This window comes from Pollutimonas rozaliensis (assembly GCF_048751585.1).
Classification (GTDB): domain Bacteria; phylum Pseudomonadota; class Gammaproteobacteria; order Burkholderiales; family Burkholderiaceae_B.
This window is the reverse complement of the sequence record NZ_JAZHOB010000011.1, coordinates 93,655-106,496: the sequence shown is the minus strand read 5'-3', so window position 1 is coordinate 106,496 and position 12,842 is coordinate 93,655. Positions and strand designations below refer to the sequence as shown.

11 protein-coding genes are annotated in these 12,842 nt (G+C 60.7%); 9 read left to right on the top strand and 2 right to left on the bottom strand.

The genetic code is table 11. The features are described 5' to 3' along the window. Positions 1-13: 13 nt before the first annotated feature. A complete protein-coding gene (locus V0R37_RS19990; protein ID WP_420376231.1) occupies positions 14-592 on the bottom strand; it encodes a C40 family peptidase in 579 nt (192 codons plus the stop codon). Between the two features lie 365 nt (positions 593-957). On the opposite strand from V0R37_RS19990, the gene V0R37_RS19985 reads away from it, so the two are divergent. The 4 genes from V0R37_RS19985 (at position 958) to V0R37_RS19970 (ending at position 5,893) form a co-directional block, all read left to right on the top strand. Continuing rightward, a complete protein-coding gene (locus tag V0R37_RS19985) occupies positions 958-1,365 on the top strand; it encodes a GlcG/HbpS family heme-binding protein (RefSeq protein WP_420376230.1) in 408 nt (135 codons plus the stop codon). Continuing rightward, on the top strand, positions 1,362-2,699 hold the full coding sequence (locus tag V0R37_RS19980; protein WP_420376229.1) for an MFS transporter: 1,338 nt from the start codon (positions 1,362-1,364) through the stop codon (positions 2,697-2,699). The genes V0R37_RS19985 and V0R37_RS19980 overlap by 4 nt, the downstream gene beginning before the upstream one ends. A gap of 126 nt (positions 2,700-2,825) precedes the next feature. Continuing rightward, complete coding sequence (acs, locus tag V0R37_RS19975; RefSeq protein WP_420376228.1) at positions 2,826-4,805, top strand: acetate--CoA ligase; 1,980 nt, start codon at positions 2,826-2,828, stop codon at positions 4,803-4,805. A 191-nt stretch (positions 4,806-4,996) separates the two neighbouring features. Beyond that, the gene (locus V0R37_RS19970; RefSeq protein ID WP_420376227.1) at positions 4,997-5,893 is read left to right on the top strand and encodes a DMT family transporter; all 897 of its coding nucleotides are present in this window, start codon (positions 4,997-4,999) and stop codon (positions 5,891-5,893) included. Positions 5,894-5,917: 24 nt separating this feature from the next. Here V0R37_RS19970 and V0R37_RS19965 read toward each other — a convergent pair whose 3' ends face one another. Next, on the bottom strand, positions 5,918-7,564 hold the full coding sequence (locus tag V0R37_RS19965; RefSeq protein ID WP_420376226.1) for an electron transfer flavoprotein-ubiquinone oxidoreductase: 1,647 nt from the start codon (positions 7,562-7,564) through the stop codon (positions 5,918-5,920). A 178-nt stretch (positions 7,565-7,742) separates the two neighbouring features. On the opposite strand from V0R37_RS19965, the gene V0R37_RS19960 reads away from it, so the two are divergent. The 5 genes from V0R37_RS19960 to V0R37_RS19940 all read left to right on the top strand — a co-directional run bounded on the left by V0R37_RS19960 (position 7,743) and on the right by V0R37_RS19940 (position 12,810). Further along, the gene (locus tag V0R37_RS19960) at positions 7,743-8,186 is read left to right on the top strand and encodes an acyl-CoA thioesterase (protein WP_420376225.1); all 444 of its coding nucleotides are present in this window, start codon (positions 7,743-7,745) and stop codon (positions 8,184-8,186) included. 121 nt (positions 8,187-8,307) lie between these two features. Further along, a complete protein-coding gene (locus tag V0R37_RS19955) occupies positions 8,308-9,018 on the top strand; it encodes a CoA transferase subunit A (RefSeq protein WP_420376224.1) in 711 nt (236 codons plus the stop codon). Beyond that, complete coding sequence (locus tag V0R37_RS19950) at positions 9,018-9,671, top strand: 3-oxoacid CoA-transferase subunit B (RefSeq protein ID WP_420376223.1); 654 nt, start codon at positions 9,018-9,020, stop codon at positions 9,669-9,671. The genes V0R37_RS19955 and V0R37_RS19950 overlap by 1 nt, the downstream gene beginning before the upstream one ends. A 184-nt stretch (positions 9,672-9,855) precedes the next feature. Next, positions 9,856-11,649 carry an aminopeptidase P family protein gene (locus V0R37_RS19945; protein ID WP_420376222.1) on the top strand — a complete coding sequence of 598 codons (1,794 nt, stop codon included), beginning with the start codon at positions 9,856-9,858 and terminating at the stop codon, positions 11,647-11,649. A gap of 204 nt (positions 11,650-11,853) precedes the next feature. Further along, positions 11,854-12,810 (top strand): sensor domain-containing diguanylate cyclase, encoded by a 957-nt coding sequence (locus tag V0R37_RS19940; RefSeq protein WP_420376221.1) that lies wholly within the window; start codon positions 11,854-11,856, stop codon positions 12,808-12,810. Positions 12,811-12,842: the final 32 nt, after the last annotated feature.

Genomic DNA, 12,842 nt, shown 5'->3' with positions numbered 1-12,842 from the left:
CCTTGCGCCTATTTTATTTGGCCGACAGGATGTCTGTGGCGTTGTTGCTGGCCAGTCGGCGGGCGCCGTTGTAGCGCTTTTTCCAGTAGGCGATGTCCATGTCTTCGATGCGTACGACCGAGCCTTTGCGAGGCGCATGGACGAACTTGCGGTCGCCCAGATAAATACCCACATGCGAGTAGCGGTGGCCGCGGGTGTTGAAGAACACCAGGTCTCCCCGCTTCAGTTCGTCGCGCTTGACCGATGTGCCTTCCCGGGCGATTTCGGCCGAACGGCGCGGCAGCTTGAGTCCCAGGGATTTTTCAGCGGCGTAAATGACCAGCCCGCTGCAGTCGAAGCCCGTATTGGGCGCTTCACCGCCATAGCGATATTTGATGCCCAGCACGCTTAGCGCGGTGCTGGCCAGTGCCCGGGTGGTCTTGGGAGGGGTGGAGTAGGCCTGTTCCTGGTTCGAAAGATACTTGCCCAGGGGATCGGACTGCGTGTAGGAAAGATAGTTGTCGCGTGCTATGCGGCTTGGATTGGTTTCGGCAAGCTGCTTGTTTGCATTGGTGGCGCAGCCGGCCAATACGAGCGTCGCAACAAGCACCACAGACTTTGCGCCGCGCAAGAAGGTAGAGGAACTGATGTACGGGGATAGGCGAAATAGTCGTTGCGGCGGCATAGTCTTAGGGTTTTCGCTTGCACAAAGCCAGCTTGCCGAATGTTCGATTTTGTATCAAATAGAGGTCAAATCGATAACATTTAACGGCAAGTTGCCACTAAAAAACAGCGGGTTTTGCGCAAACTGAACGTGAGCAATCCCGGGAGTTTAACGGTTCATGCCATTGGCGTAAAGGAGTTTTATCTAAAAGTTGGGGCTTTACTCCATGCGCGGGGCGGGCTAGTCTATAGGCCGAAACGAACTCCGACCTTCCTTATTCATTGTCATTAATTGATTCATTTCCAGGGAAACGCATGAAAACCAAGCCTGTATTAAGCCTTGCCGATGTCCAAGCGATTTTGTCCGCCGCCGAAAAACACGCGGTCCAGCAGCAATGGCCGGTGACTATTTCCGTGGTCGACGATGGCGGTCATTTGCTGGGCTTGCAGCGCCTGGACGGTGCCGCACCCATCTCGGCGCAGATTTCTCCGGCCAAGGCGCGTACTGCCGCCCTGGGCCGCCGCGAATCGCGCATCTACGAAGAAACCATCAATCAGGGGCGCGTGTCCTTCCTGTCCGCCCCGGGCCTGGAAGGCATGCTTGAAGGCGGCGTACCGGTTATCGTCGACGGCCAGGTGGTCGGCGCCGTGGGCGTGTCGGGCGTGAAGTCCACGGAAGACGTCGAAGTCGCCCGTGCCGGGATTGCCGCTTTGAAACTATGACGCAGCGCCCGGCACCGGTATCGGATGCCGGGGCGGAACCGCCGGCGACCGCCGGCGGTTCCATCCTGAATCCCGGGATAGGCAAGCGCGAGGTCTGGGCCTGGGCCATGTACGACTTCGCCAATTCGGGCTATACCACCGTCGTCCTGACCACGGTGTTCAGCGCCTACTTCGTGGGCGTGGTGGCCGCGGAAAAGTCATGGGGTACTTTGGCGTTTACCGCCGCCCTGTCTTTTTCCTACCTGATGATCATGCTGACCATGCCCTCGCTGGGTGCGCGCGCCGACGCCAGGGCGGGCAAGCGGCGCTTGCTCTTCACCAGCACAGTGGGCTGCGTCCTGGCCACTTTGCTGCTGGCATTCACCGGCCCGGGGGATATTGCCTGGGGCCTGTTTGCGATTGCCCTGTCCAACTATTGTTATTGCGTGGGCGAATCCATCGTTGCGGCCTTTCTGCCCGAAATCGCCCGGCCCGAAGGCCTGGGCCGCGTATCGGGATGGGGCTGGAGCTTTGGCTATTTCGGGGGCATGCTGACGCTGGGGCTATCGCTGGCGGTGGTGTCCTGGGCCAGCGCTAATAACGAGCCCGCCAGCCAGTACGTACCCTATGTCATGGTCCTTACGGCGGTCATATTCGCCATTGCCGCCATTCCATCCTTTCTTTTCCTGCGAGAGCGCACACCGCCCACCCATAGACCCAAGCAAGGCATGCTGGCCCGCCTGCTGGCCGCATGGCATGAAACCAAACGGGATTTCGTCGATTTCCGCCTTTTGCTGATGTGCGGCGCTTGCTACCAGGCCGGCATTGCCGTGGTCATTACCTTGTCGGCGGTCTACGCCACTGAAGCCATGGGCTTCACCATGGCGCAGACCATGCTGCTGGTTTTCACGGTGAATATCGCCGCGGCCGCCGGCGCCTTCCTGTTCGGCTACGCGCAAGACCGCATCGGCCACAAGCTAGCGCTTTCCATCACCTTGGTGGGCTGGATCGTCATGATAGGACTGGCATACGCGGCGGTCCAGGCCTGGGTTTTCTGGCTGGCGGCCATGGTGGCGGGCCTTTGCATGGGCACCAGCCAAAGCGCCGGCCGCGCCATGGTGGGGGCGCTGGCGCCCAGGCAGCGGCTGGCCGAGTTCTATTCCCTATGGACATTCGCCACGCAATTGGCGGCGGTGGTGGGGCCGCTGTGCTACGGGCTGGTTACCTGGCTGACCGGCGGCAATCATCGCCTGGCGCTGCTTTGCACCGGCTTGTTCTTCGTGGCCGGATTGGCCGTACTCTCAAGGCTGGATTTTGCTCGCGGCTCGCGGGTGCGCGATACTATGTCTGCATGAATAATTCCCGCAATTGTGACAATGTTTGATTGATTTTGCCCGGATTTGTCAGCATGCAGTAAGTCTGAACAGCTACGGTGGGCGGATAACTCGAACAACACACTTTAAAAAAAGGAGCCTGCAGCAATGTCGAATGAAATTGAATCGGTACTTATAGAAAACCGGGTCTTTCCCCCCTTCCAGAATCTGGTCGAAGGCGCCGCCATATCGGGCATGGAGGGCTACAAGGCCCTGTGCGCCGAAGCGGAAAAATCGCCCGATGCCTTCTGGTCGCGCCTGGCGCGTGAAAACCTGAAATGGGACAAACCCTTCACCAAGGTGCTCGACGAATCGGAAGCGCCGTTTTATCGTTGGTTTGGCGATGGCGAGCTGAATGTTTCAGCCAATTGCCTGGACAGGCATCTGGACACCCCAACCGCCAATAAAACGGCGCTTATTTTCGAGTCGGACGACGGCAAGGTAAGCAAGGTTACCTATAAAGAATTGCATGCCCGGGTTTGTGAGTTCGCCAACGGCATCAAGGCCCTGGGACACAAGACCGGCGAACGCGCCATCATCTACATGCCAATGTCGATCGAGGCCGTGGTGGCCATGCAGGCATGCGCGCGCCTGGGCATTATCCACTCAGTGGTTTTCGGCGGCTTTTCCTCTAAAAGCCTGCACGAGCGCACCGTAGACGTAGGCGCCACGCTGGTCATCACCGCCGACGAGCAGGTGCGCGGCGGCAAGTCGATACCGCTTAAAAGCGCTGTCGACGAAGCCCTGACCATGGGCGGCTGCGAGGCCGTCAGCCACGTCATCGTGTACAAGCGCACCGGCGGCAAGATGCAATGGAACGAAGGACGCGACCTGTGGATGCACGATGTCTGCGCCAACCAATCCCCGGTCTGCGAGGCCGTTCCGCTTAATGCCGAACACCCCTTGTTCATTTTGTACACCTCGGGTTCTACCGGCAAGCCCAAGGGCGTGCAACATGCGGCGGCGGGTTTCCTGCTGTGGTCGCTGCTGACGGTCAAGTGGACCTTCGACGCCAAGGACAGCGATGTCTTCTGGTGCACGGCCGATGTGGGCTGGGTGACCGGCCACACCTATATCACTTATGGGCCTTTGGCCGCCGGCCTGACGCAGGTCGTCTTCGAAGGCGTGCCCACCTATCCGAACGTCGGCCGATTCTGGGACATGATCCAGCGCCACAAGGTGACTGTGTTCTATACGGCTCCCACCGCCATCCGCTCGCTGACCAAGGCGGCCGAAGCGGCGCCGGAATACCATCCGCGTGAATACGATTTAAACAGCCTGCGCATTATCGGTTCGGTGGGCGAGCCCATCAACCCCGAAGCCTGGATGTGGTACTACACCAATGTGGGGCGCGAGCGCTGCCCGGTGCTGGATACCTGGTGGCAGACCGAAACCGGCGCCCACATGATCACTCCTTTACCCGGCGTAACGCCGCTCAAACCGGGCTCCTGCACTTTGCCGCTGCCGGGCATCGAGGCCGCCGTGGTCGACGAGGCCGGCGAAGAGGTGGGGCGCGGCAAGGGTGGTTTCCTGGTCATCAAGCGCCCGTGGCCCGCCATGATACGCACGATTTGGAACGACCCCGAGCGCTTCAAGAAAAGCTATTTCCCGCCCGAACTCAAAGGCTATTACTTGGCAGGCGACGGCGCCCAGCGCGATAGCGACGATTATTTCTGGATCATGGGCCGCATCGACGACGTGCTGAATGTGTCGGGTCACCGTCTTGGCACCATGGAAGTCGAGTCGGCCCTGGTGGCGCACGAGCTGGTGGCCGAAGCCGCTGTGGTCGGGCGGCCCGATGCCACCACCGGCGAAGCCGTCGTGGCCTTTGTGGTGCTTAAGCGCTCGCTGCCCGAGGGTGACGAAGCCAATGCTGTTGCCAAGCAGTTGCGCGATTGGGTAGCCAAGGAAATCGGCCCCATTGCCAAACCCAAAGACATACGTTTTGGCGAGAATCTGCCCAAGACCCGCTCCGGCAAGATCATGCGGCGCTTGTTACGGGTGGTGGCTAAGGGCGAAGAGGTCACCCAGGACGTCTCCACGCTTGAAAATCCGGCCATTCTCGACCAGTTGTCTCAGGCGCACTAGTTTTCGCGCCGGCGGCTTGCTCCTGGCAGATGGCAGGGGCGGGCCGGGGTGATATATTGTGTCGCCTGCTGCCTTGTCTGCTTTTTGGTTTTAGCCAAACAGGCGGTCAAGGCGCTGATGTACAGACCGAAAAATCAGGCTGCGGCCTGATTTTTCTTTTCCCGAACTAAAAAATCCGTACTGCGGAGCGTATGTTGAAATCGAACCCGTCCGACCGGGGCGCCATGTTGTTAATGGGCCTGACCGTTACCCTTTGGGGATTCAGCTGGATAATCATGAAGCACCTGTCCAGCTTCATCGGACCCTTCGACTTGGTCATGGTGCGCTACGCCATCGCTTTTCTCGTTCTGTTCGTCGCCTTGGTGGTCACGCGGCAGTCATTGAAATTCCCGCCGTTTTGGCTGACCGTGGGCATTGCCGTCTTCCAGACCACGGCCTTTCAGTGCCTGTGCCAGCTTGCGCTGGTCAGCGGCGGGGCGGGGCATGTGGTCATGCTGGCCTACACCATGCCATTCTGGGTGGTGCTGTTCGCCTGGATATTGCTGGGCGACCGGCCCACCCGGCGCCATCTGTGGGCGTTTGGGTTGGCAGCTTTGGGCTTGGTCGCCATCATCGCGCCGTGGGAAGGGCTGGGTTCGATGACGGGATCGCTGCTGGCCCTGGCCGGAGGCGCATGCTGGGGCATCGGTACGGTGCTGGCTAAGATGATGTTCCAGCGCCATACGCCCAATGTGCTGAACCTGACCGCCTGGCAGATGCTGCTGGGCGCCATTCTGACCTGGCCGATCACTCTGGCGTTTCCCCAGCAGGATATCGTCTGGGAACCTGTGTTGTTCTGGGGAGTGGCCTATATGGCCATCATCGCTTCGGGCCTGGGCTGGTGGTTGTGGCTGTCGGTCGTGCGCCGTGTCAGCGCCACCGTGGCGGGCATGTCCAGCCTGGGCGTCCCGGTGCTGACCGTGATCCTGGCTTGGCTACTGCTGTCGGAACGCCCGACCGTGCTGGAGCTGATCGGCGTTGCCTTCATCATGGCGGGACTGGTGGCCGTGAACCTGCCCGGACCCAGGCGAAAGGCCTTGCGGCGCTGACGCCGCAAGGCCTTTCGGACTGTATTACATACCGTTGTAGACGGGGCCTTCGCCGCCTTGCGGGGCCACCCATACAATGTTCTGCGTGGGGTCCTTGATGTCGCAGGTCTTGCAGTGCACGCAGTTCTGCGCATTGATCTGCAGGCGGTCCTCGCCCGTGTCCGTCTTGACGAACTCATATACGCCGGCCGGGCAGTAGCGTGCTTCGGGGCCGCCGTATTTCGCCAGATTGACCGACACCGGGATCGACGCATCCTTTAGCGTCAGATGCACGGGCTCGTTCTCGTCATGATTGGTGTTGGAAATAAACACCGAGCTCAGGCGGTCGAAGGTGATCTTGCCGTCGGGCTTCGGGTAGTCGATGCGGGCGCATTCCGCCGCGGGTTGAAGGCAGGCGTGATCGGGCTTGCTGTGATGCAGCGTCCAGGGCATTTTCCCCTTGAGCAGCCATTGCTCCACACCGGTCATGAGGGTGGCGACGGTGCGACCCTTCTTGAACCACTGCTTGAAATTGCGGGCCTTGTTCAGCTCGGCGTGCAGCCAGGAATTCTCGAATGCGGCCGGGTAGGCCGTCAGTTCGTCGTGGCGGCGGTCGGCCACGATGGCGTCGAAGGCGGCCTCGGCGGCCAGCGCGCCCGTCTTGATGGCGGAGTGGCTGCCCTTGATGCGCGATGCATTCAACACGCCGGCCTCGCAGCCCACCATGACGCCGCCGGGGAAGCAAAGTTTAGGCAGGGACAGCAGGCCGCCCGCCGTCAGCGAACGGGCGCCGTAGGCAATGCGCTTGCCGCCCTCGAAAGTGGGGCGGATGGCGGGATGGGTCTTGTAGCGCTGGAACTCCTCGAAGGGCGAGAGCCAGGGATTGGCGTAGTCCAGTCCCACCACAAGCCCCACCACCACGATATTGTTGGACAGGTGATAAAGAAAGGAGCCGCCGTAGGTATCGGAATCGAGCGGCCAGCCGGCGGTATGCACCACGAGCCCAGGCTGGGATTGCGATGGGTCAACTTCCCACATTTCCTTGATGCCTATGCCGTAGCTTTGCGGATCGCGCCCGGCATCGAGCTGATAGCGTTCGATCAACTGGCGGCCCAACTGGCCGCGCGAGCCTTCGGCGAAGACGGTGTAGCGGGCAAGCAGTTCCATGCCGGGCTGGTAGTGCTCGGTGTGCGTGCCGTCGCGGGCCACGCCCATGTCACCGGTGGCCACGCCCTTGACGGCGCCGCTGTCGGTATAAAGGATTTCCGCTGCGGCGAAGCCGGGGAACAGGTCCACGCCCAGGGCCTCGGCCTGCTCGCCCATCCAGCGCACGACATTGCCCAACTGAACAATGTAGTTGCCGTGGTTCTGGAAGCATTCGGGCAGCAGCCAGTTGGGCGTGGCGCGCGAACCCTTTTCGGTCAGGAACAGAAACTTGTCCTCGGTGACCTCGGTTTCCAGCGGAGCGCCTTTTTCTTTCCAGTCGGGAATGAGCTCGGTCAGTGCACGGGTATCCATGACGGCGCCGGACAGGATGTGCGCGCCCACTTCGGCGCCTTTTTCAAGCACGCAGACGCTGATTTCCTGCTCGCGCTGAGCGGCCAATTGCTTGAGCCTGATCGCGGCGGCGAGGCCGGCCGGCCCCGCACCGACCACGACGACGTCGTATTCCATTGATTCACGTTCAGCCATGTAGAGATCTCCCGTATGTTCTGTCTGGTGCAGCCTGCGGCCCTATGCGGGCATTCGATTTTCCGGCCTAATTGTATTGCAGTCTGGGACGGCGGGGCGGATGGACCGCGCCGTGCCTCATGCCGCCGCCACGTTATACTTGGTGCTGCGATACATTTGGCAAAAGGGGCGCAGGCCGATGCAAGATGTCGAATCGATTTCCGTGCCGCCGGTGGGCGGCGTCTTTCGTTGGTCCATGCCGGTGCGCTGGGGCGACCTGGACGCCCTGAATCACGTCAATAACGCGGTGTATTTCCGCTACCTCGAAGAGGCCCGGGTCCAGCTGTTCGCCCAGGCGGGCTCTGTGCTTGCGCCGAACAGGGTAACCGTGCTTGCCCATGTATCCTGCGATTTCCTGAAACCTGTTTTGTATCCTGCGACAGTCGTTGTCAGCCAGGTGCTTACCCGCGTGGGCCGCTCCAGCCTGGCCATGGATACCCTGATCGAACGCGAGGGCGAGCCGGGCGTAGCCTATGCCAAAGGCCGCCAAGTCATGGTTGGCGCGGCTGCGGAAACGGGTAAATCCATGCCCTGGACGCCGCAGGAACTGGAGCGGCTTTCCGCCTTGTTTGCTCGACAATGACACGGACGCGCCCGCTTTATGATTGATTTTTCGTTCTTTGCTTTTTTCGGTTCATCACTTACGGCACCAGCCCTTGCGGGCCGGCTGCCATCGCATGAAATATTGAATAAGGATAGGAGTAATGGATAAAGTCTATGCAAGCGCCGCAGAAGCGCTCAAAGGCGCCGTCGCCGACGGTCAGACCATCGCGGTCGGCGGTTTCGGCCTTTGCGGCATCCCCGAGGCCCTGATCGCCGCCTTGCGCGATTCGGGCGTCCAGGGCCTGACCTGCGTCAGCAACAACGCCGGCGTCGACGGCTTCGGCTTGGGGCAGTTGCTGTCCACCCGCCAGATCAAGAAGATGATCGCCTCGTATGTGGGCGAGAACAAAGAGTTCGAGCGTCAATTCCTGGCGGGCGAGCTGGAGCTTGAATTCACGCCCCAGGGCACGCTGGCCGAAAAGCTGCGCGCCGGCGGCGCAGGCATTCCCGCCTTCTTCACCCGCACCGGCGTGGGCACCATCGTGGCCGACGGCAAGGAAATTCGCGAATTCGACGGCGAGCAATACGTCATGGAACGCTCCATCGTTCCCGACGTTTCGCTGGTCAAGGCCTACAAGGCCGACCGCAGCGGCAACCTCCAGTTCCGTAAAACAGCGCGCAACTTCAATCCGAACGTGGCGATGGCCGGCAAGATCACCATCGTCGAGGTCGAGGAAATCGTCGACACCGGCACTTTCGATCCAGACCACGTTCATTTGCCGGGCATTTACGTGCACCGCATCGTGCTGAACGCCAGCCCGGAAAAACGCATAGAACAACGCACTGTCCGCAACGCGCAAGGAGCTAAATAATGGCCTGGAATCGTGACGAAATGGCGGCGCGCGCCGCCCGTGAGCTGCAAGACGGCTTTTATGTGAACCTGGGTATAGGCCTGCCCACGATGGTGGCCAACCATGTGCCCAAGGGCGTCGAGGTCTGGCTGCAGTCCGAGAACGGCCTGCTGGGCATCGGCCCCTTTCCGACGGAAGACGAAATCGACGCCGACCTGATCAACGCCGGCAAGCAGACCATCACCACGCTGCCGGGCTCGTCCATCTTCGCCTCGGCCGATTCCTTCGCCATGATACGCGGCGGCAAGATCAACCTGGCCATCCTGGGCGCCATGCAGGTGTCCGAAAAGGGCGACCTGGCCAACTGGATGATACCGGGCAAGATGATCAAGGGCATGGGCGGCGCCATGGATCTGGTGGCCGGCGTCGGCAAGGTCGTGGTGCTGATGGAACACGTGGCCCGCAAGAAAGACGGCACCGAAGACCTGAAGCTGCTGAAGGAATGCAACCTGCCGCTGACCGGCGTGGGCGTTGTCGACCTGATCATCACCGACTTGGGCGTCATGGAAGTCGGCGAGACTGGATTGAAGCTGATCGAACTGGCGCCCGGCGTCACCGTCGACGAAATCCAGGCCAAGACCGGCGCCACGCTGGATGTGTCGGCGCTCGCCTGATCTTCTCGATGCGCAAGAGGATGGCCTGAGCAATCCCGCACGGCGGGACTGCCAGGCCATTTTTCATATGAAATCTATCGGCGCTTGTGCCGGGAGTGTGGGCGGTAGGAGCCTTCGAGCTTTCTTTGCTTGAATTTTCTATACCGTTCCTCGCTCCAGCAGGCGTTTTTTTGAAGGAATTGCCGTGAATCCGTCCGTTTTTGTCCAACGCATCCAGGCCTTGCGCACCGCCATGCGGGGGCGCAAATTGGATGCCTGCGTGGCCCTGTCTTCCGACCCGCATTTGTCGGAATACCTGCCCGAGCATTGGCAGGCGCGGCAATGGCTTAGCGGCTTCGGCGGCTCCGCGGGCACGCTGGTCGTTACCGCCGACTTCGCCGGATTGTGGACCGACAGCCGTTATTGGGAACAGGCCGACAGCGACCTGGCCGGCACCGGCATACAGACCATGCGCGCCGGCGCGCCCGACGTACCCGGCCCCGCTCAATGGCTGGCAGATCATTTGGCGAAAGGCGCCCGCGTCAACATCGACGGCCAGGTGCTGGCCGTGCAGGCCCATCGGCAGTGGCAAACGGCATTGTCCGACAAAGGCATCAGCCTGGTCATCGATGCGGACGTCATCGCCGATATCTGGGAAGAACGACCCGCGCTTCCGCAGGGGACCGTGTTCGAGCACCTGCCGCCATTTGCCTGCCGCGGCAGGGCGGAGAATCTGGCGGCCGTGCGCGCCGCCATGCAGGACCACAAGGCCGCCTGGCACTGGCTGTCTTCACTGGACGACATCGCCTGGCTGTTCAACCTGCGCGGCAACGACGTTTCCTACAACCCCGTGTTTCTTTCGCATGCCCTGATAGGCAAGGACACCGCGAGCTTGTTCGTTGCGCCCGGCAAGATTCCCGACGCCTTGTGCGCAGCCTTGGCGGAAGACGGCGTAAGCGTCGAACCCTACGACCAGGCCGCCGGCGCGCTGGCCTGCCTGCCGGAAGGGCAGAGCCTGCTGGTCGACCCGGCCCGTACCACCGTGGGCACCCTGGCCGCTGCCGCCTTCGCCGACAATATCGAAGCCATCAATCCATCGCAACTGCTGAAGTCGCGCAAGAACGCCGCCGAGGCCGACAACGTGCGCCGCAGCATGGAGCAGGACGGCGCCGCCTTGTGCGAATTCTTTGCGTGGTTCGAGGCGGCTCAGGGCAAGGAACGCATCACCGAAATCACGGTGGACGAAAAGATTACCGCCGCCCGCGCGCGGCGGCCCCATTTCATCACGCCCAGCTTTGGCACCATCGCCGCCTACAACGCCAACGGTGCCATGCCGCATTACCACGCCACCGAAGAATCGCACGCCGTTATCGAAGGCGATGGCCTGCTGCTTATCGATTCAGGCGGCCAGTACCTGGGCGGCACCACCGACATCACCCGCGTCGTGCCTGTGGGCACGCCCAGCGTGGAACAGAAGCGCGACTACACCGCCGTGCTGAAAGGCATGATCGCCTTGTCGCAGGCCGTATTCCCGCGCGGCACCATGTCCCCCTTGCTGGACACCATCGCCCGCATGCCCATCTGGCAGACGGGTTCTGATTACGGCCACGGCACCGGGCATGGCGTGGGTTACTTCATGAACGTGCACGAAGGGCCGCAGTCGATTGCGTACAGGGCCGTCGTCAACCCGAACATGGCCATGGAGCCCGGGATGATTACGTCGAATGAACCGGGCTTGTACCGGCCGGGCCGGTGGGGCATACGTATCGAGAACCTGGTGCTGGCCGTGCCGGCGGTGGAGACGGAGTTCGGAGAGTTCCTGAAGTTCGAGACGCTGACTTTATGTCCGATCGATACGCGGTGCATTGAGCTGTCTTTACTGACGGAAGGGGAGCGGGCTTGGTTGAATCAGTATCACTCGGAGGTTAGGGCGAGGTTGCTGCCGCTGGTGGAGGGGCAGGCCAAGGATTGGTTGTTGGAGAGGACTGGGGCGGTTTAATTACGTTGCTAGCGCACCCAGCTTTGATACGCTGTTTAAGGTAATCCATATCATGGGATTCAAGCTTACGGTTGAGCCTTTGGCTACGGATGACTAATATCGCTGCGTCTGGAAACGGCCCAGAAACGGTCGTCCAGTAAATTTTCGTGGTCGACGGCTTTAGGCTAAAGTGGCTTGTTAATATTGATCGAGGAAGGATAGGGTATGTCCGACGTCAGCAAGTTTTTGGATGACAACGCAGTGTACAGAACCTTGCTGGAGTCCACCAAGGCGATTCCTTGGAAGATCGATTGGGCCACGATGAAATTCGCCTATATCGGTCCTCAGATTGAGGCGTTGCTGGGCTGGATCCCCGAAAGTTGGGTTAGCGTGGAAGACTGGGCCATGCGCATGCATCCCGAGGATCGCGAATATGTGGTGAATTTCTGCGTCACCCAATCCCAAGCCGGCATAGATCATGAGGCGGACTACCGAGCGCTGACCAAGGACAACGGCTATGTGTGGATTCGCGACGTTGTGCATGTGGTGCGCAATGACAGAGGCGAGGCCGAAGCGCTGGTCGGCTTCATGTTTGACATCACCGAACGCAAGAAGACCGAGCAGGAGCTGTTGAGCTTGCAAAAAGAATTGGAGGTCCTGTCATTCAAGGATGGCTTGACGAATATTGCCAACCGACGTCGCTTTGACAGTAGTTTCGAATTGGAGTGGGAGCGTGCGCGCAGCGAACGCCACCCGCTGTCTATGTTGTTGTTCGACGTGGATTTTTTCAAGCAGTACAACGATTTGTATGGCCACGCTCAGGGTGACCAGTGCTTGGTGGATATCGCCCAGACGCTGAATTTGGCACTGGATGGTCCTCGCGATCTTGTTGCGCGCTACGGCGGGGAAGAGTTTGTCGTGCTGCTGCCCGAAGCCGATGCGGGGGTGGCCCGGAAAGTCGCTGAACGCTGCCAGCGATTGCTCCAGAAGAAGTCTATCGTGCATGCACTGTCGCCGCATGGCAGGCGCGTCACTGTCAGCATAGGCGCGGGCACAGTGGTGCCAGATGGGCAGGTCGGGCCTGCTGGCTTCATCAAAGCCGTAGATCAGCAACTATATGCGGCCAAGAACAACGGACGGCACCGCATTGAGCATGTGCAGTTCAAGGCCAAAGCGCCCTAGTTTGCAGTTGAGAGCCCTGCGGGTACAGATAT

Coding starts and splice junctions, on each gene's coding strand:
- V0R37_RS19970 (WP_420376227.1), top strand. CDS start 4,997: ATGTTGAAATCGAACCCGTCCGACCGGGGCGCCATGTTGTTAATGGGC.
- V0R37_RS19940 (WP_420376221.1), top strand. CDS start 11,854: ATGTCCGACGTCAGCAAGTTTTTGGATGACAACGCAGTGTACAGAACC.
- V0R37_RS19965 (WP_420376226.1), bottom strand. CDS start 7,564: ATGGCTGAACGTGAATCAATGGAATACGACGTCGTCGTGGTCGGTGCG.
- V0R37_RS19950 (WP_420376223.1), top strand. CDS start 9,018: ATGGCCTGGAATCGTGACGAAATGGCGGCGCGCGCCGCCCGTGAGCTG.
- V0R37_RS19955 (WP_420376224.1), top strand. CDS start 8,308: ATGGATAAAGTCTATGCAAGCGCCGCAGAAGCGCTCAAAGGCGCCGTC.
- acs (WP_420376228.1), top strand. CDS start 2,826: ATGTCGAATGAAATTGAATCGGTACTTATAGAAAACCGGGTCTTTCCC.
- V0R37_RS19960 (WP_420376225.1), top strand. CDS start 7,743: ATGCAAGATGTCGAATCGATTTCCGTGCCGCCGGTGGGCGGCGTCTTT.
- V0R37_RS19985 (WP_420376230.1), top strand. CDS start 958: ATGAAAACCAAGCCTGTATTAAGCCTTGCCGATGTCCAAGCGATTTTG.
- V0R37_RS19980 (WP_420376229.1), top strand. CDS start 1,362: ATGACGCAGCGCCCGGCACCGGTATCGGATGCCGGGGCGGAACCGCCG.